The organism is Cryobacterium sp. TmT2-59, assembly GCF_004403545.1.
GTDB classification, from domain to species: domain Bacteria; phylum Actinomycetota; class Actinomycetes; order Actinomycetales; family Microbacteriaceae; genus Cryobacterium; species Cryobacterium shii.
The window spans coordinates 1-16,980 of sequence record NZ_SOGM01000050.1; the positions used below are offsets into that span (position 1 = coordinate 1).

At 68.4% G+C, this 16,980-nt stretch carries 18 protein-coding genes; 10 read left to right on the plus strand and 8 right to left on the minus strand.

Going from position 1 to position 16,980, the window contains the following annotated elements; all coding sequences use genetic code 11:
• Positions 1–174 precede the first annotated feature (174 nt).
• The 3 genes from trxA to E3T24_RS08290 are packed head-to-tail and all read right to left on the minus strand — an operon-like array spanning position 175 to position 1,781.
• A complete protein-coding gene (trxA, locus tag E3T24_RS08280) occupies positions 175–567 on the minus strand; it encodes a thioredoxin (protein WP_134366802.1) in 393 nt (130 codons plus the stop codon).
• A gap of 46 nt (positions 568–613) precedes the next feature.
• Positions 614–955 (minus strand): rhodanese-like domain-containing protein, encoded by a 342-nt coding sequence (locus E3T24_RS08285; RefSeq protein WP_134366803.1) that lies wholly within the window; start codon positions 953–955, stop codon positions 614–616.
• Positions 956–1,007: 52 nt separating this feature from the next.
• Entirely contained in the window at positions 1,008–1,781 is a 774-nt protein-coding gene (locus E3T24_RS08290) for a sulfite exporter TauE/SafE family protein (protein WP_134366804.1), read from the minus strand.
• Positions 1,782–2,049: 268 nt separating this feature from the next.
• Between E3T24_RS08290 and E3T24_RS08295 the strand changes: the two genes are divergently transcribed.
• The 5 genes from E3T24_RS08295 to E3T24_RS08315 all read left to right on the plus strand — a co-directional run bounded on the left by E3T24_RS08295 (position 2,050) and on the right by E3T24_RS08315 (position 8,405).
• Positions 2,050–2,757 carry a TetR/AcrR family transcriptional regulator gene (locus tag E3T24_RS08295; protein WP_134366805.1) on the plus strand — a complete coding sequence of 236 codons (708 nt, stop codon included), beginning with the start codon at positions 2,050–2,052 and terminating at the stop codon, positions 2,755–2,757.
• Positions 2,758–2,919: 162 nt separating this feature from the next.
• Positions 2,920–4,509, plus strand: a complete 1,590-nt coding sequence (locus tag E3T24_RS08300; protein WP_134366806.1) for an APC family permease — start codon at positions 2,920–2,922, stop codon at positions 4,507–4,509.
• Between the two features lie 58 nt (positions 4,510–4,567).
• Entirely contained in the window at positions 4,568–5,839 is a 1,272-nt protein-coding gene (locus E3T24_RS08305) for an MFS transporter (RefSeq protein WP_134434506.1), read from the plus strand.
• A gap of 51 nt (positions 5,840–5,890) precedes the next feature.
• Positions 5,891–7,381: an alpha-amylase family glycosyl hydrolase gene (locus tag E3T24_RS08310; protein ID WP_134366808.1), complete on the plus strand. Its 1,491-nt coding sequence runs from the start codon at positions 5,891–5,893 to the stop codon at positions 7,379–7,381.
• 49 nt (positions 7,382–7,430) lie between these two features.
• Entirely contained in the window at positions 7,431–8,405 is a 975-nt protein-coding gene (locus E3T24_RS08315) for a magnesium transporter CorA family protein (RefSeq protein WP_134366809.1), read from the plus strand.
• 22 nt (positions 8,406–8,427) lie between these two features.
• On the opposite strand, the gene E3T24_RS08320 is transcribed toward E3T24_RS08315, so the two are convergent.
• The 3 genes from E3T24_RS08320 to E3T24_RS08330 form a co-directional block, all read right to left on the minus strand.
• Positions 8,428–9,009: a hypothetical protein gene (locus E3T24_RS08320; RefSeq protein WP_134366810.1), complete on the minus strand. Its 582-nt coding sequence runs from the start codon at positions 9,007–9,009 to the stop codon at positions 8,428–8,430.
• A 119-nt stretch (positions 9,010–9,128) separates the two neighbouring features.
• A complete protein-coding gene (locus E3T24_RS08325; RefSeq protein ID WP_134366811.1) occupies positions 9,129–9,302 on the minus strand; it encodes a CsbD family protein in 174 nt (57 codons plus the stop codon).
• The gene (locus E3T24_RS08330; RefSeq protein WP_134366812.1) at positions 9,299–9,502 is read right to left on the minus strand and encodes a hypothetical protein; all 204 of its coding nucleotides are present in this window, start codon (positions 9,500–9,502) and stop codon (positions 9,299–9,301) included. The genes E3T24_RS08325 and E3T24_RS08330 overlap by 4 nt, the downstream gene beginning before the upstream one ends.
• Before the next feature lie 119 nt (positions 9,503–9,621).
• Between E3T24_RS08330 and E3T24_RS08335 the strand changes: the two genes are divergently transcribed.
• From E3T24_RS08335 to E3T24_RS08345, 3 genes are read left to right on the plus strand one after another with little or no spacing between them, the layout of a single operon-like run.
• Positions 9,622–10,200: an RNA polymerase sigma factor gene (locus tag E3T24_RS08335; protein WP_134366813.1), complete on the plus strand. Its 579-nt coding sequence runs from the start codon at positions 9,622–9,624 to the stop codon at positions 10,198–10,200.
• Entirely contained in the window at positions 10,197–10,853 is a 657-nt protein-coding gene (locus E3T24_RS08340) for an Asp23/Gls24 family envelope stress response protein (protein ID WP_174776168.1), read from the plus strand. The genes E3T24_RS08335 and E3T24_RS08340 overlap by 4 nt, the downstream gene beginning before the upstream one ends.
• On the plus strand, positions 10,846–11,175 hold the full coding sequence (locus E3T24_RS08345; protein ID WP_134366814.1) for a hypothetical protein: 330 nt from the start codon (positions 10,846–10,848) through the stop codon (positions 11,173–11,175). The genes E3T24_RS08340 and E3T24_RS08345 overlap by 8 nt, the downstream gene beginning before the upstream one ends.
• 5 nt (positions 11,176–11,180) lie before the next feature.
• Here E3T24_RS08345 and E3T24_RS08350 read toward each other — a convergent pair whose 3' ends face one another.
• Positions 11,181–12,182, minus strand: coding sequence for a CapA family protein (locus E3T24_RS08350; protein WP_134366815.1), 1,002 nt, complete (start codon positions 12,180–12,182; stop codon positions 11,181–11,183).
• A 96-nt stretch (positions 12,183–12,278) separates the two neighbouring features.
• Here E3T24_RS08350 and E3T24_RS08355 point away from each other — a divergent pair, with 96 nt between their 5' ends.
• Positions 12,279–13,106: a shikimate 5-dehydrogenase gene (locus E3T24_RS08355; RefSeq protein WP_134366816.1), complete on the plus strand. Its 828-nt coding sequence runs from the start codon at positions 12,279–12,281 to the stop codon at positions 13,104–13,106.
• Between the two features lie 76 nt (positions 13,107–13,182).
• Positions 13,183–13,941 (plus strand): SDR family NAD(P)-dependent oxidoreductase, encoded by a 759-nt coding sequence (locus E3T24_RS08360; RefSeq protein ID WP_134405937.1) that lies wholly within the window; start codon positions 13,183–13,185, stop codon positions 13,939–13,941.
• A gap of 62 nt (positions 13,942–14,003) precedes the next feature.
• Here the strand turns inward: E3T24_RS08360 and E3T24_RS08365 are convergent, their stop codons facing one another.
• On the minus strand, positions 14,004–16,931 hold the full coding sequence (locus tag E3T24_RS08365; protein ID WP_134366818.1) for an EAL domain-containing protein: 2,928 nt from the start codon (positions 16,929–16,931) through the stop codon (positions 14,004–14,006).
• Positions 16,932–16,980 lie beyond the last annotated feature (49 nt).

A 16,980-nucleotide genomic window follows, 5' to 3' on the forward strand; every position in this document is an offset into this window, starting at 1 on the left:
TATAAAGTTTCTTTCCTTGACAGTCAGAAACCTAGACAGGAAGCGGCGTGCGGCCGTTAAGGCGCTCCGAAAGACCCACAGATGCAGCAGGAGAGCCGAGATTTTGCCCGAAACGGCCTCAAACGCTCAGGAACACAGGTTTTAAGCGAGAATCTCCGTCGAATTGGTTAGGGGCTACGGGGCGGTCGGTTGCGAAGCGGGTGGCGCGGCCGCCTGCGCGGCGAGCCGGGCACGCACGACGTCCATATCGAGGGTCTTCAGCGCCTGCACCAGCGTCTCGAGCTGGGTCGGGTTCAGCGCTCCCGCCTGGGAGAAGACCGGCATCTGCTCCTTGAACGCCATCAGGGTCGGGATCGACGAGATCGAGTATGTGCGGGCGAGCTGCTGCTGGGCCTCGGTGTCGACCTTGCCGAAGGCAACATCCGGATGCTGCTCCGAGCCGGCCTCGAAGGTCGGCGCGAAGGACCGGCACGGTCCGCACCAGGCCGCCCAGAAGTCCACCAGGACGATGTCGTTGTCGGCCACGGTCTGGTTGAACGTGGCGTCGGTCAGAGTGAGTGTGGCCATTCGGCTTCCTTCTTTCTCGTGAGGTGAAACGGGTCAGTCGCGCCGGTCAGCGCACCTGTTCGCCGGCCTGGCGCCAGGCGCCCATGCCGCCGCGCACCGAATACGACACATACCCCTTCTCGGCCAGCAGCCGGGCGGCGGAGGCGGAGCGCGCGCCGGACCGGCAGATCGCCACGACGGGGCGGTGTTTGGGGATGCCGGCCGTGCTGGTCTGCAGTCGGTCCAGCGGCACGTGCTTGGCCTGCGGCGAATGTCCGCTGCGCCATTCGTCCTGGCTGCGCACATCGACCAGGGTCGCCCCCGAGGCCATCAGCTGTTTGGCTTCTGCCACCCCGATGGTCTTGTAGGGCTTGGTGAAGATGGCCTTGAGTGAGTCGAGCATTCCCATGGAACGGGTCCTTTCGGTGATGAAGAAACGGGTGCGGGTGCAGGTGCGGAGCTCAGCCGGTGACCAGGGCGTAGACGCTGGCCACGCTCACCCCGGCGGCGACGACCAGCACGACGCCGGCGAAGGTGGCTTTGACCTTGCGTTCGGAGAGCCGGGTGGCGAATCGGGCGGCGACCAGCGAGCCCGCGATGGCGGCTCCCGCGAAGGTCAGCACGAGGGGCCAGTCCAGCGCCAGCGTGCTGGCGTACGCGGCCAGTCCCGCGGCCGAGTTGATCACGATGATCACGAGGGACGTGCCCACGGCGACTCCGATGCCCAGGCCGAGCACGAGGGTCAGCGCCGGCACGATGATGAAACCGCCGCCGATGCCGAGCAGGCCGGTCAGGAACCCCACCAGCGCCCCCACCAGCAGGGCCCGGGGCACGTGGGTGCGCAGGTTGCGGCGCTCGGGGCTCACAACGGCCGCCTGGCCCCGCTTCGGGATCATCCGGATGCCGGCGATCACCATCAGGGCGGCGAACACGAGCATGAGCAGGTTCGGGTCGAGCATCCGGTTGACGGCCGCACCCAGCCAGGCGGCCGGGATGCCGGCGAGCGCGACGATCGTCGCCGTGCTCCAGTCGACGCCCTGACGGATGCGCGGCAGCACCCCGACCAGCGCGGCCAGGCCCACGACGATCAGCGAGGAGGGGATGGCCTCGGCGGGGCTGAGCCCCAGCGCGTAGACGAGGGCGGGGACGGCGATGATCGAGCCGCCGGCCCCGACGAGCCCGAGCAGGCCGCCGACCAGCAGTCCGAGCGGCAGGGCGAGGAGAAGTACCCCCATGATCAGGCGTGCGCCGGCACGCGCAGTGCGGCCCAGGCGTTCGGGGCCACGCTGGAGCGTCGGCCGCCGCGCGAGAGACACCCGATGTAGTACTGCTTCACGATCATGGGTATCCTCCGGAGTCAGCCGACCGCAACGGATGCGGTGGATCGCCCCAGTCTCGCACATACCCCTGGGGGTATGCAAGAAGCCCGGTGGCGTAGCGTGTATCCCGCTGCTGGCCGCCGATCTCAGGCCAGTCTCCCCCACCCGGAAATGAGCCCCCACCATGGCAGACGGATCGCCCGCCGCACCATCGGCCGCCACCGGGCAGGAGTCCGCGGGCCGTCAGCGCCGAGCCGGACGACCGCACGAAAACGTTTTGTCCCGGAAGCTCATCACCGAGGCGGCGCTGACCGTGATCGGAGTCGAGGGTTACGGCGCCTTCACGATGTCGAGCCTGGCCCGGCGCCTGAGCGTAGCCCCGTCGGCCCTCTACAACCACGTCACCTCCAAGCAGGAGGTACTGCGATGGTTACAGGACCACGTGATGACCCAAGTGGACGTCAGCGGGTTCACCGCGGAGCCGTGGGACGCCGCGGTGCGCCGCTGGGCCTGGTCCTACCGTGACGTCTTCGCCGGCCACGTTCCCCTGATTCCCATCGTCGCCGTGCTGCCCGTCGCCGGCGCCCCCGAGACCCTGAAGATGTACGAGAAAGTCGCCGTCGGCCTGGCCGCAGCCGGGGTACCGGCAGCCCTGATCGTGCCGGGCATCGTTGCCCTGGAGTCGTTCATCTTCGGCTCCGCCCTGGACGCCACGGCCCCCGCCGACATCTTCGACACCGCGGACCTGTCCGGCACCAGCCCGACCTTCACCGCCGCGGTCGCCGCCCAGGACCGGGACACCGGCGAGCCGGCCGACGTCGCGTTCCGGTTCGGCCTGGACGCCCTCCTGGCCCAACTGGACTCGACCCGGCAAAAGGCCTCGGCCGACTGATCCGCCTCGGCAACGATCTGCAGGCAGTTTTCTTCATTCGCTTGCAATCTCGCAGGTCCACACCCAAACTAAACGAACTCAATTCATTTTGAGTCACAAACCCCCTCCCCACGACGCCTCGTCAGAGCTGACGCGCGCGCCCTGCTTCCCGAAAGAGTCATCATGACCGAAGTTTCCACCAGGGCCGCACCGGCTCCGGGCACCCCCGCTCACGCGCACAGCGCTCAGATCCACGACGCGGCGGGCACCCGCCACGGCATCACGGGCAAGGGACTCAAGGGCGGGCAGCTGGGCCTGCTGGCCGTCGTCGTGATGGGCGTCTCCTCGGTCGCCCCCGCCTACAGCCTGACCAGCTCGCTCGGTGCGACCGTGAGCGAGGTCGGATTCCAGGTTCCGGCGATCTTCATCGTCGCCTTCATCCCGATGATCCTGGTGGCACTGGCCTACCGTGAGCTCAACGCCGACTCCCCGGACAGCGGAACGTCGTTCACCTGGACCACCAAGGCGTTCGGACCGTTCGTCGGCTGGATGGGCGGTTGGGGCATGCTCGCCGCCAACATCATCGTGCTCTCCAGCCTGGCCGGCGTCGCCGTCAGCTTCTTCTACGTCTTCCTCGGCGAGGTCTCCGGCAATCCCGCCCTCGCCGACCTCGCCGACAACACCGCGGTGAACATCATCACCTGCCTGGCCTTCGTCGCCCTCGCCGTCTGGGTCAGCTACCGCGGCCTGCACGCCACGAAGCTCGTGCAGTACGGCCTGGTCGGGTTCCAGCTGGTCGTGCTCGGCATCTTCACCGTCTCGGCCCTGATCGGCGCCGGCGCCGCCGCCTCGACCACGGCCATCCCCTTCAGCTGGGAGTGGTTCGATCCCACCCAGGTGCAGAGCTTCAGCCAGTTCGCCGCCGGAATCTCGCTGGCGATCTTCGTCTACTGGGGCTGGGATGTCTGCCTCACCATGAACGAGGAGACCAAGGGCGGCCAGAAGACGGCCGGCAAGGCGGGAACCCTGACCGCGCTCGTCGTGCTCGGGCTCTACCTCGCTCTGATCGTGGCGACCATGATGGTGTCCGGCATCGGTGTCGACGGCATCGGGCTCAGCAACCCGGACAACCAGGGCAACATCTTCGCGGCCATCGCGTCGCCGATCATGGGGCCGCTCGCCGTTCTGATGTCCCTGGCCGTGCTGGCCAGCTCCGCCTCCTCGCTGCAGTCCACGATGACATCGCCGGCACGGACACTGCTGGCGATGGCCCACTACAACGCGCTCCCGCCGAAGTTCGCCAGCATCAGCAAGCGGTTCGGCTCCCCCGGCTACGCCACGATCGCCGCCGGCGCCATCGCGGGCGGGTTCTACGCGGTCATGACGATCATCAGCGTCAACGTTCTCAACGACACCATCATGTCCCTGGGCCTGATGATCTGCTTCTACTACGCGCTCACCTCCTTCGCCTGCGTCTGGTACTTCCGGCAGAGCCTGTTCAGCAGCATCCGAAATTTCTTCATGCGCCTGCTCGTCCCGGGACTCGGGGGCCTGATGCTCAGCATCGTCTTCGTTCAGACCGCGGTGAGCAGCTGGAGCCCCGACTTCGGAAGCGGTTCCGAGGTCTTCGGGATCGGGCTGGTCTTCGTGATCGGCGTCGGACTGCTGCTCCTGGGCGTCGCCGTGATGGGCCTGACCTACTGGCGCCAGCCGAGCTTCTTCCGCGGTGAGACCCTGCGCCAGGACACTCCCGCACTGGTCGTGCCCGAGTAGGGGCCGGCCGGCCTCACGGCGGGGGTGGAGCGCGCTCTGGCGTAGCGTGGGTGCAGCAATGACCGCACCCCGCTCCGCTCCCCCGGCATCCGGGCTGCCCCGCGCCTGGACGGGGCACTCCCGCGGCAGCCGCGACTACCGCCGGCTCCTGGCCGGCCTGTTCTTCGCCGGCATCGCGACCTTCGCCCAGCTCTATTCGCCCCAGGCGACGCTGCCCCAGATCGCAGCGGACCTGCACGTCGGCGCGGCGACCGCCGCCCTCGTGGTCTCCGCCTCCACGCTGGGCCTGGCGATCGGCGTCATCCCGTGGTCGGCGGTCGCCGACCACATCGGTCGCGTGCGGGCGATGACCGTCGCCGTCACGGCGGCCACCGTGTTCGGGCTCGTGGTGCCGTTCGCGCCCACCTTCCCGCTGCTCCTGACCGGGCGACTGCTGGAGGGCCTGATGATCGGGGGCGTTCCCGCCATCGCCATCGCCTATCTCAGCGAAGAGATCACGCCCGGCCACGCCGCGCGCGCGGCCGGCACCTATGTCGCAGGCACCACCATCGGCGGTCTGCTCGGCCGGCTCGTGGCTGGACCCGTCGCCGAGCTGTCGAACTGGCGCATCGGGGTCTTCTCCGTGGCAGTCCTCTGCGCGGTCGCGGCTGCACTGTTCGTGGCCCTCGCCCCGAAACCGCGGGGCTTCGTTCCGCGACGGGCGCGTGCGCGAAACCCCGCGGAGAGCCTCCATCGCCTGCTCGCCGTCAACCTCCGCTCACCGCGGCAGCTGGCCTTGTACGCCCAGGGGTTCCTCCTGATGGGCGGCTTCGTCGCCCTCTACAACTACCTCGGCTTCCGGCTCGCAGCACCGCCGTTCAACCTGCCGCAGACCCTGATCAGCCTCGTCTTCATCGCCTATCTCGCCGGCACGTGGTCCTCGGCCCAGGCCGGCATCCTCGCATCCCGGTTCGGTCGCCGCGACGTTCTCCTCGTCTCGATCGCGGTCATGGTCACCGGGGTGCTCCTGACCCTGACGACCGCGGTCCTGCCGGTGCTGATCGGCCTGGTCGTGGCCACCGCGGGGTTCTTCGCCGCGCACGCGATCGCCTCCGGCTGGACCGGAAGCGATGCCACCACCGGGCGCGCGCAGGCCTCGTCGCTCTACAACTTCTCGTACTACGCCGGCTCGAGCCTGTTCGGCTGGCTGGGCGGGGTTTTCTTCGTCAGCTTCGGCTGGCTGGGCACCGCGGGCATGGTGGCCGGCCTCGCCGCCCTGGCCGGAGCCCTCACGCTGGCTCTGCTCCCCCGCGGTCGCGCCGGAATTGCACTGGCCGAGCGGGTGTCGTAACTTCTGAATCGTCACCGCTCGTGCGGTGCCGGAACGAACAGGGAGTGCACCATGACCAATGTCGAGTTGCTCGTCTACGCCGACCGTCTGGGTGGCACCATCCACGATCTGCGGGCACTGCTCGACGGGCCGCTGCGGGCCTTCGGGAGCGTGCACGTGCTGCCGTTCTATGTTCCCTTCGACGGAGCGGATGCCGGCTTCGACCCGATCGACCATGCCGCGGTGGACCCGCGCCTGGGCACCTGGGACGACATGCGCAGCCTGGCCGGCACGCGCGGTCTGACAGCGGACCTGATCGTCAACCACGTCTCCTCCTCCTCGGTCGAATTCGTCGATTGGCTCGCGCGCGGCACCGCCTCCGCCTACGAGGGCATGTTCCTCACCTTCGACACCGTCTTCCCGCACGGGGGCACCGAGAAGGACATCACCGCGTTCTACCGGCCGCGGCCCGGCCTCCCTTTCTCGGCCTACCAGGGCGCCGACGGCAGTCGCCACCTGGTCTGGACGACCTTCATGCCCACCCAGGTCGACCTGGACGTGCACCACCCCGCGGCCCTCGCCTACCTGGCCCGGGTGCTGAAGACGCTGGCCGGCGGCGGGGTCACGACCGTGCGCCTGGATGCCGTCGGGTACGCCGTCAAGACGCCGGGCACCGACAGTTTCATGACGGAGCAGACCCTCGCGTTCGCCCGCACGGTCGTGGAGATGGCGCACGAGGAGAAGCTGGAGGTGCTGGTCGAGGTGCACGCGCATTACAGCCAGCAGCTCGCGATCGCCCCGATCGTGGACCGCGTCTACGACTTCGCGCTCGCGCCGCTGCTCCTGCACTCGCTGGGCACCGGAACGGTGGACCGGCTCGCCCGCTGGTTCGAGATCCGGCCGGAGAACGCGATCACCGTGCTCGACACCCACGACGGCATCGGCATCATCGACGCGGGTCCGATCGGAACGAAGCCCGGCCTGCTGACCCACGACGACATGGTGGACATCTTCGCGCGGGCGCACACGGCCACGGCCGGCCACTCCACGATCGCATCCGTGGTGCCCGAGTGGTTCACCCTGCCGCACCAGATCAACGCGACGTTCTTCAGCGTGCTCGGCGGCGAGGACCTGCCCTACTTCCTGGCCCGCGCCGTGCAGCATTTCCTGCCCGGTCGCCCGCAGGTCTACTACGTCGGCCTCCTCGGCGGGCTCGACGACTCCGCACTGTTCGCCCGCACCGGCAACGGGCGGGACGTGAACCGCCACGTCTACACGGCCGGGGAGATCGAGCAGGCCCTGACGACCGACATCACCCGGGCGCAGCTCGGCCTCGCCCGGCTGCGGTCGACCCACCCCGCGTTCGACGGTGACTTCTCCTGGGGCGTCACCGGCGACGACGCCCTCGAGCTCCGCTGGTCGCACGACGACGCCACCGCGCGACTCGCCGTGACCACCACGGTGGGCGCGCCGACCGTGAGCATCGTCCTGACGGATGCCGGGCACACGCAGGTGCTCGACACCCTGGCGGCCGTCGCCGACTGGACCCTCGTGATTCGCTGATCGCGGCGCGCCCGGGGCCCGAGTCCGGGCGTTCGCGCTTGACTGAGCTGTGCGCACCCGAACCCGCTGTTACCGCGACGGAATCCTCGTCGACGAGGATTTCCCCCTCGTCGACGTGTCCGAGCATCTCGCCCTGCCCGCCAGCGTCGTCTGGGTCGACCTGTCCGACCCCGACGAAAGCGACCTGGCCCTCCTGGCCGACGAGCTCGGTCTGCACGAACTGGCGGTCGAGGACGCCCTCAACCTGCGGCAGCGGCCCAAGCTCGACCGTTACCCGGACCACCTGTTCCTGTCCGCGTATTCCATCAGCCTGGAGAAGTCCACGGCCCGGGTCAGCACGAACGAGATCGCCGCGTTCATCACCGACCAGGCGCTGGTGACCGTGCACAAGAACGGCCGATTCGACCTGGACGCGGTGGTGAACCGCTGGGATTCCACCCCGGACCTGGCCACGAATGGGGTCTCCTACCTCCTTCACGGCCTGCTGGACTACCTCGTCGACGGGTATTTCGAGGCGGTCGAGGCGCTGGACGACGAGATCGAGGATCTCGAAGACCTTCTGTTCCTTCCCAACAGCGACCAGGAACAGGTTCAGCGGCGCTCCTTCGAACTGCGCAAGAGCCTGGTGACGCTGCGGCGGATCATCCTCCCGATGCGCGAGGTTGTGAACACGCTGCTGCGCCGCGACCTGCACCTGCTCCAGGACGAGATGGGTCCCTATTTCCAGGACGTGTACGACCACGTGCTGCGGGCCATGGAGTGGACCGAGAGCCTGCGGGACCTGGCCACCAGCATCCTCGAGGCCAATCTCGCCATTCAGGGCAACCGGCTCAACGTGATCACCAAGAAGGTCACCGGGTACGCGGCTATCATCGCCGTGCCCACCGCCATCACCGGGTTCTACGGCCAGAACGTTCCCTACCCCGGATTCGCCCAGCCGCTCGGGTATTACACCTCCGGCGCACTGATCCTCGGCCTCTCGGGGCTGCTCTACCTGCTGTTCAAACGCAACGACTGGATCTGATCGGCTGGCGGCACCCCCGGCGTCACGGCACCCAGTAGCCGGTCTTGCCGAGCAGCCGGGTTTCGAGATCGGCCTGCGGCGACACGTCGATTTCCGGCCCGAACACGCCCATGGTGCGCCAGGCATCCGCCTGGGGAACGATCTGCTCCCAGAGGTTCTCGACCAGAGGTGCCGGCAGGGAGTAGTCGAGCCCGATCAAGCGCGCGATCGACCACGCCTGGAACGCACGGTAGATGCTCACGTGCTGCAGGTACTCGGCAAGCGTGAAATCGCCGTAACTGAGATGAACGATCGCGTCGGGATCGAGTTCACGGTTGACGGCGCCGGTGGCGAGGTCGTTCAGTCGGTCGTAGGCCGCGATCGGATCCTGTCCGAGGAGGTCGCCGTCGTACGTGTCGCCGACCTCGTCGATCGTGCGTCCGGAGAGAACGTCGGGCACCCAGGCCTCGTCACGAGCGTGCTCGGCGACGATGTCGCCCAGGGTCGGATCCGGCCTGCGTGTCCAGTCGGACGGAGCCGGCATCGTGAGCTGCGTTGGAATGAGCCGGTCGAGCACGGAGCGCAACGCGGCATCCGCCTGGAGAAACATCTCTTTCTGCTTCATCCCCGCACGCTAGCACGGAGCGTGAAGAGTGGTCGGAGGCCGCGGTTCGCCCCTGTCGTTTCGCGGCCCCCGGTCGTGCGGCGCCCCGGTTACCCGAGCGCCAGTCTGGAGGTGAAGGCTCAGTGCTTGAAAGCGTCCTTGACGTTTTCGCCGGCCTTCTTCACGCTGGCCTTGGACTGCTCGGCCTTGCCTTCGGCGATCTTGGAGTCGTCATTCGTGGCCCGGCCGACGGCCTCGGTGGCCTTGCCCTTGAGGTCTTCGGCGGCGTTCTCGATCTTGTCGGATGCGCTCATGGCGTGTTCCCTTTCGGTTGATGTCTCGTGGGTGGCAGCCAGGCGCGGGTGCGCCAGACGAACATGCTCGCAGCCGTCGGTTCCCCGGCGTCCACATCATCATCGCCATCGTCATCGGCCGGCCCGATGAGCAACGCATCGAACGTGGGCAGGACGGCACCGGCAGGTTTGGTGTCATCGGCGGCGAGTGAGTGGAACATCGGGCATCCTTCGGGTCTGCGATTGAGGCTGTCAGTGATAAGACGTGGGTTGTGCCATATTTGTCACACGTATTTGTCAAAAGTTTTTTGAACACGGCGGTGAAGGAGGCGGAGGGACGATGACAACGACCCCGACTCGGGCGCCGCTCGCGTCTCCCCTCGAGTCCTTCCCCGACCAGACCCTGGCCGATCGCGCCGCGGACGGGGACATGCGGGCCTTCGAGGTGCTCGTGCGCCGCTACGGCCCGCTGATGCGGGTGTATGCCAGCCGGGTCCTGGGGTCGAACGACGAGATGGACGACGTCGTGCAGGAGGCCTTCATCACGGCCTGGCAGCAGCTTCCCACCCTCGAGAACGGCGCCGCCGTCAAGAGCTGGCTGATGCGGATCGTCAGTCGCAAGAGCATCGACCGGGTGCGCGCACGGCGTCGGCACGTGGACATCGACCTCACGGATGCCGCGGCTCCGGAACACGAATCCCCGCATAGACTCGTGGAAGCGGAGTCACAGACGGAAGAACTCACACGTGTTCTCGCTACACTGCCCGAAGACCAGCGACGCTGCTGGATGCTCCGGGAACTGGCAGAGTGCAGCTACGGCGAGATCGCCGAACAGCTGGAACTGCCCGTCTCGACGATTCGCGGATTATTGGCCCGAGCACGCAAAACCCTGCTTCACGAGATGGAGGAATGGCGATGACCTCATCGAATGATCCCTCCGCAACATCCGTCGCTGATGACGACACCGCTCGCGAACTCGCGCAGTACGACGGTCACACCTTTGAACAGCTGAGCGAATATCTCGATCGGGACCGCACGCCCGCCGACCCGAGTATCGACGGCTCCCCGGAGTGCCAGATCGCCCTGAAGGGGATGCAGCGGCTTCGGAAGGCGCACCGCGCCCTTTTGGACGAGGACGTGCGGCGCGAAGTCGAGGGCGGTGACGGCTGGGTGTCGTCGATCCTGGCGCACATCAGCCTCGAGGCACGCGCAGGGCGCGACATCCCGATCGAGCACCCCTCGCCGGCCGCACGCCTGGTCGTGACCGAAGGGGCCGTGCGCGGCATTCTGCGGGCCGCGGGTGACAGCCTCCCGAACATCATCGTGGGCCGGTGCGGTCTGGACGGCGACGTGACCGTGCCGGGTACACCCATCACCGTGCGTGTCGATGCCTCGATCCGAGAGGGTGAGAATATCCCGGCCACAGCAGACGCCCTGCGGCAGGCGGTCTACGCCGCCCTGCGCCAGCACACCGACCTCACCGTTGCCGCGGTCGACATCACGATCCGCGACCTCTACGCCGGAGTCGCAGCAGCCGCCGCCCCGCGAACGGAATCGAGCACCGATGAGTGACGTCCTCCCCTCCGAGGAGCAACTCGACGACCTGATCCGGGCCGTCCCCGGCGTGGACGAGCTGTACTCGTCCGCCCCACTCGTGGCCGCCGTGATCGCCACGGCGGTTGACGCGGTGACCGGCCGATCACCCTCGGCTGGTTCCGTAGAGATCGCTCAGGGAAAGTCGGGTCTGAGCGTTTCGGTCAAGATCGGCATCGTCGAGTCATTCGCCGCCACCGACGTGTGCCGCCGCGTACACGACGCCATCGCGGAGCAGCTCGACCGGTCCGGCACCGGGCCGGTGGACGCGATCACGGTCACGGTGGCCCGAATCGGCTGACGGTCTCAGTCGACCTCATTCGCCCAGGCTGCCCCGTCGAACCGGATGAGCAGGCAGCTCTCGGACTCCAGCCACTGAGCGGGCGTGCCGAGCGCGGCGTTCAGCTGCTCCAGTCGCCGGGCGATCGGCCGCGCCTCCGCGCCGGCGAGCCGGGCCTGGAAACCGACGATCCGGGTCGGATACAGCCGCAGTGCGCGCGGTACCGCGCCGCTCGTCTCGAGCACGAAAACGAAGGCCTGATCGTTGCGTTCCACGGGGTCGACCGCGTAGTCGTCCACGAAATCGCCCGCGCTGTAGATGATCGGCCGACTGCGGTAGACCTCGACCGCCCGCACGATGTGCGGCGAATGCCCGTAGACGACTCCGGCGCCGGCATCGATCATCGCGTGCGCGAACACCCGGTGCTCGGCCGGGACCGAGCGACCCCAGTTGCCGCCCCAGTGGGCGGAGACGATCAGGAGGTCCACCCGGCCGCTGATCTGCCGCACGAGCCGGAGGAGGTCGTCGACGCGGGCATCCGGCAGGTCGACCGGAACGTAGTGCACACCCGGATGCCCCGGGCCGGCTACCCACCCCGGTTCGTTGTCCGTCACCGCGATGAACCCCACCGTGGCCTCGTCGTTTCGCCAGTAGGCCGGCCGCCGGGCCTCGTCCTCGTCGCGACCGGCGCCGGCACGCCCGATCCGATACCGGTCGAGCGTCCCGAGCATGTCTTCGAGCGCGCCCGTGCCGTAGTCGAGCACATGGTTGTTGGCCAGGGAGACGATGTCGATGCCCGCGGCCGTCAGGCATCCGGCGTTCCGGGTAGCGGAGCGGAAGTGGAACACCTTCCCCGGCCACGGCGTGCCGTCATCCGAGAGCACGCACTCCAGGTTGCCGATCCGCAGGTCGGCGTCGGCCAGGACCGGCAGGGTGTCGCCCCACGGGAAGGCCGGGTCGGCCGACTCGGCCAGATGCTCGTTGACGAGCCGACCGAGCATCACGTCTCCGAGGAAAGCGATTCTCATTCCGGCAGTGTAGGTCGCCCGGGGAACCCTCGCGCCCTTCCCCGCGACCTTCGGGGCGACACCGGCTCCGGTCACCCCGCCGCGTAGCCTTGACCCATGCCCCTGAAACCAGCGTTGAACAAAGACACCCGCCTCTGCATCTCCCTCGCTGCCCGGCCGAGCAACCTCGGCACGCGCTTCCACAACTACCTCTACGCGGAGTTGGGCCTCGACTTCATCTACAAGGCGTTCACGACCACGGACATCGCCACGGCCATCGGCGGGGTGCGGGCGCTGGGCATCCGTGGGTGCTCCGTGTCGATGCCGTTCAAAGAGGACGTCATCGCGCTGGTCGACGAGATGGACGCGTCCGCGACCGCCATCCGGTCGATCAACACGATCGTGAACGACGAGGGCTGCCTGCGGGCCTCGAACACCGACTACATCGCCGCGGCCGAGCTGATTCGCGCGCGCGGTATCGACCCCGCCACGCCGTTCCTGCTCCGCGGCAGTGGCGGGATGGCCAAGGCGGTCGCGGCGGCGTTCCGCGATTCCGGCTTCGAGCAGGGCACCCTGATCGCCCGGAACGAGAGCAAGGGGCGCGCCCTCGCCGACGAGCTCGGATTTCGGTGGGTGGCCGAGCCGACCGGGCTGACCGCCCCGCTGATCGTCAACGTGACCCCGATCGGGATGGCCGGAGGGGCGGAGTCGAATGACTCGGCCTACTCGGACGCGGCCATCGCCGCCGCGACCACGGTGTTCGACGTCGTCGCCCTGCCGGCCGAGACTCCGCTGATCCGCGCCGCCCGGGCGGCCGGGAAGGTCGTCATCACGGGCGCAGAGCTCATCGCGCTGCAAGCTGCGGAGCAGTTCGAGCGATACACCGGGGTTCGTCCGACCCCGGAGCAGATCGTCGCGGCCTCCGAATTCTCGCGGAGCCGATAGCCCGCGGCGGGGAGCGAGTGCTAGACAGTGGATAGGGCCGCATTCGGGCGGCCAGTTGTTCGGTGAGGAGCATTCCATGAGTATCGAATTCATCCCGAACCGCTTCCAGGGCCAGACCGCGATCGTGACCGGGGCCGGGTCCGGAATCGGGCGCGCCACGGCCATCCGTTTCGCCCGCGAGGGCGCCAGGGTCATCGCCACCGACGTGGTGGCGGACCGCCTGGACCAGTTGACCGCGGACTTCCCCGACCTCGACATCACGACCCTCGTCGGTGATGTGAGCCTGGAGGACACGGCTCAGGCCCTGGTCACGGCCGCGGGCGGCACGGTGGACGTGCTCGCGAACGTGGCCGGCATCATGGATGCGTTCCTCCCGCTGGCCGAGATCGACGACGCCACCTGGGAGCGCGTGTTCGCGGTGAACCTCACCTCGGTCATGCGGCTCACCCGCGCGGTGCTGCCGGGCATGATCGAGGCCGAACACGGCGCGATCGTGAACGTGTCCTCGGAGGCCAGCCTGCGGGCATCCGCGTCGGGGGTCGCCTACGCCGCCTCCAAGCACGCCCTCAACGGGCTGACCAAGAGCGTCGCGGTGGTCTACGGGCCGAAGGGCATCCGGGCGAACGCCGTCGCCCCGGGCGCCGTGAAGACCAACATCGAGGCGCCGTTCAAGTCCGCCTGGGCGCAGGAGCGCCTCGGGCCGCTGATGGCGATCATCCCCACCTTCGCCGAGGCGGAGGAGCTTGCGGCCTCGATCACCTGGCTCGCGAGCAGCGACGCCAGCAACGTCAACGGCGTGATCCTGCCCGTCGACGGCGGCTGGGCCGCCATCTAGCCGAGCGTTCCCGCGCCGGCCCCTGACCGGCCTCGACGAACCAATTCGACGGAGATTCGGCTCTAAAAAACCGGATTCGGGCTGTTCGGGCTGGGTTCGGGCAAAATCTCCGTCGAATTGGTGAGGGGCCGCCGCCCGGCCGCCGCCCCGGGCGCCGTCAGAGGCCGCCCGGCCAGCGGATCGAAGGTCGCGCTCGGGCGCCCCAGCAGGTAGCCCTGGGCCAGCACGCATCCGCTGGCCCGCAGAATCTCGAGCTGGTCGCGGGTCTCCACGCCCTCGGCGACCACCTCGACGCCGAGCTTCAACGCGAGCGCGAGGATTCCCTGCACGAGCGGCACGGAGGCGGCGTCAGGCAGATTCATGATGAAGCTGCGGTCGATCTTGATCTGGTCGACCGGCAGGGTGTTGAGCCAGGCGAGGGTCGAGAAACCCGTTCCGAAGTCGTCGAGTGAAATATGGATGCCCAGACGGCGCAACTCCACTAGCCGTTCGACGATGCCGGGGAGGTCGATGAGAGCGCTGCTCTCCACAACCTCCAGAATGAGCCGCTCCGGGGCGAGGGCATGTCGGTTGAGTGCGGCTCGAACCGTCGGAACCAGTCTCCGGTCGAGCAGCGTGGCCGCGTCGAGGTTGACTGCGACGCCGTATGGCCGCACTGCCGGCCGCGGCCAGTCGGCGACCGCAGCACAGGCGGCTCCGACCACCCACAGGTCCAGTTCGGGCAGCAGGCCCATCTCCTGAGCCAGAGGCAGGAACGCAGCCGGAGCCAGAAGACCCAGCCGGGGGTGCTCCCAGCGGATGAGGGCCTCCGCGCCGACCACGCGCTCCTCCCCCGCACGGGAGATGTCGACGACCGGCTGGAAGTGCAGCCTCATCTGGTTCTCGTCCAGGGCACACGCCAGCTCCAGCGGCAGTGACGGGCCGGTGGCCCCCGGCTCCTCCTGGCGGCCCGCAACGGCGATCTGGTTGCGTCCGGTTCTTTTGGCCGTGTACATGGCGCCGTCGGCTTCGTCGAGCAGGTGCTCGCCGTGGCCTCCCGGTCCCGTGTGGACGGCCACGCCCACACTGGCGGAGATACGCAGGTCCTGGCCGGCCAGGTGGAAGGGATGGTTCAGGCAATCGACTGTCCGGCGGGCCAGCTCGATGGCCGCCGCCTCGCCCTCCAGCTCGGTGACCAGCACCGCGAACTCGTCACCGCCGAGCCGTCCGATCACGTCGCCGCCGCGCACCTCCGCGCGCAATCGCGCCGCGACCTGCCGCAGCAATTCGTCGCCGACCTGGTGGCCCAGGCGGTCGTTGACGCGTTTGAAGTTGTCGAGGTCGCAGAACAGAACGGCCGAGGTGGACCCGTCCCGGCATTCCGACAGTGCGGTGTCGAGTCGGGCCGCGAACAGGACCCGGTTGGGCAGGCCGGTCAAGGCGTCATGCTGCGACTGGTAACGAACCGTGGCGAGCAGCCTGGCCTTCTGCATGGCCGTGGCCCCCTGGTGGCTGACACCCTCGATCCGGGCCATGGCATCGACCAGAACCGCTTCCCCGACCGCGCCGCGCCAGCTGACCGTGGCGACGCCCATCAGCACATCCCCGGCGAGGAGCGGCACCGCCACCAGGCTGTGCACACCGACCGAGCGGACCAGGTCGCCCAAGGCGGGGCTGGCCCCGTCCGCGGTGATCAGAACGAGCTCCTGCCGGGTGAGCAGTCCGATCAATTCCGGCGTCTGGTCGACCGAAATCGTCGTCTGCAGGAACTGTTCGCGCTGGGGGGTTCCGAGCCCGGTGGATGCGACCGGGCGAAGCTCACCGAGGTCGGCGTCCCAGAGCAGGACCGCCGCGGAGTCACTGCCGACGATCGTCGGCAGTGCCAACGCGACGACATCCGCGATCCCCTCGACGCTGTCGCTGGTCGCCAGCTCGTGCGCGAGACTGAGCAGCGCGGCCGTGCGCAGCCCTCCGCGACGGGACTCCTCCAGCGCGGTGAACAGGTCGAGGGCGGCCGCGGCGTGTCCGGCGTACGCCTCGAGCAGGGCCCGGTCGCCGACCATCGCGGTGTGTCCCACGGGGAACAGGGCGGCCAGGTGGCCGTGGATCCTGCGATTCGAGGCGATGTCGACGACCAGCGCGCGCTCGCCCAACTGCTCGCCGCGCAGCATCCGTTCGACCAGATCGTCGGCACGGGCCTCAGTGACCCCTCGGTGGCGCACCAGCGGGGCGCCGCCCCCGTCGGGTTCCACGATGAGCAGGTAGCCCGGCGCGAGCACGGCTGAGCCGGCGCGGTCGACGATCCGGGCAAGCATCTCGTCGAGGTCGTCGCTGCTGACGAGGTCCGCGGCGGCCAGCTGCACCTCCCTGACCTTGTCGCGCAGGACGGTGAGAGACGCGTCGACGAACCGGTTCCTGGCACGCCGGGACCACCAGTGTTCCCGCATTGACCAGGTCAGCTCGTATTCGCACTCCGGGTAACCGTCCGACTGGCACCGAGGGTGACTGACCCGAGCGGGTGCGAGACCGAAGATGGCGGGAACGGACGAGAACAGTCCCTGAGCATATTGGCAGTCCAGTCTGGAGGGCCGATAGCCCTCGTGGAGCCGGTAACCCACCGTCGCCGTGGTCTTGGCGACCTTGATGGCATCCATCGTGGACGTGGTGGTGAACTTCGGCACCATTCGCGGCATCTGGCGATAGATGGCGCCCGGCGAGGCGAACACGCTCAGCAACTGCACGAGCACGGGCTGAATGTCGCCGATCACCGACCCGGCGCCCACCGTGAACATCGTGTTCGGATCGTCGAGCACGGCCGTCGCCGCCTCGAACAGGCGGATGCGGGTGTCGTAGCCGACCCACGTGGACGGGTTCTCAAGAAGGGCCGCATCCTGATGCACGCCCGCCCGCGCGAGCACTTCAGCGACGGCTTCCTCCCCGCCGAGCCGGCGCACGTGGCGCAGGAGCAGGCTGATCGTCGTGCTCGCGGTCTCCCGCGATTCGCCATCCATAGTCCTCCACCCCACCAGTTCATTATCGACGGGATTTCGCGCGGGGTCG

Coding starts and splice junctions, on each gene's coding strand:
- E3T24_RS08350 (WP_134366815.1), bottom strand. CDS start 12,182: ATGAGAATCGCTTTCCTCGGAGACGTGATGCTCGGTCGGCTCGTCAAC.
- trxA (WP_134366802.1), bottom strand. CDS start 567: ATGGCCACACTCACTCTGACCGACGCCACGTTCAACCAGACCGTGGCC.
- E3T24_RS08360 (WP_134405937.1), top strand. CDS start 13,183: ATGAGTATCGAATTCATCCCGAACCGCTTCCAGGGCCAGACCGCGATC.
- E3T24_RS08295 (WP_134366805.1), top strand. CDS start 2,050: ATGGCAGACGGATCGCCCGCCGCACCATCGGCCGCCACCGGGCAGGAG.
- E3T24_RS08340 (WP_174776168.1), top strand. CDS start 10,197: ATGACCTCATCGAATGATCCCTCCGCAACATCCGTCGCTGATGACGAC.
- E3T24_RS08355 (WP_134366816.1), top strand. CDS start 12,279: ATGCCCCTGAAACCAGCGTTGAACAAAGACACCCGCCTCTGCATCTCC.
- E3T24_RS08365 (WP_134366818.1), bottom strand. CDS start 16,931: ATGGATGGCGAATCGCGGGAGACCGCGAGCACGACGATCAGCCTGCTC.
- E3T24_RS08305 (WP_134434506.1), top strand. CDS start 4,568: ATGACCGCACCCCGCTCCGCTCCCCCGGCATCCGGGCTGCCCCGCGCC.
- E3T24_RS08300 (WP_134366806.1), top strand. CDS start 2,920: ATGACCGAAGTTTCCACCAGGGCCGCACCGGCTCCGGGCACCCCCGCT.
- E3T24_RS08345 (WP_134366814.1), top strand. CDS start 10,846: ATGAGTGACGTCCTCCCCTCCGAGGAGCAACTCGACGACCTGATCCGG.
- E3T24_RS08320 (WP_134366810.1), bottom strand. CDS start 9,009: ATGAAGCAGAAAGAGATGTTTCTCCAGGCGGATGCCGCGTTGCGCTCC.
- E3T24_RS08285 (WP_134366803.1), bottom strand. CDS start 955: ATGGGAATGCTCGACTCACTCAAGGCCATCTTCACCAAGCCCTACAAG.
- E3T24_RS08325 (WP_134366811.1), bottom strand. CDS start 9,302: ATGAGCGCATCCGACAAGATCGAGAACGCCGCCGAAGACCTCAAGGGC.
- E3T24_RS08335 (WP_134366813.1), top strand. CDS start 9,622: ATGACAACGACCCCGACTCGGGCGCCGCTCGCGTCTCCCCTCGAGTCC.
- E3T24_RS08310 (WP_134366808.1), top strand. CDS start 5,891: ATGACCAATGTCGAGTTGCTCGTCTACGCCGACCGTCTGGGTGGCACC.
- E3T24_RS08330 (WP_134366812.1), bottom strand. CDS start 9,502: ATGTTCCACTCACTCGCCGCCGATGACACCAAACCTGCCGGTGCCGTC.
- E3T24_RS08290 (WP_134366804.1), bottom strand. CDS start 1,781: ATGGGGGTACTTCTCCTCGCCCTGCCGCTCGGACTGCTGGTCGGCGGC.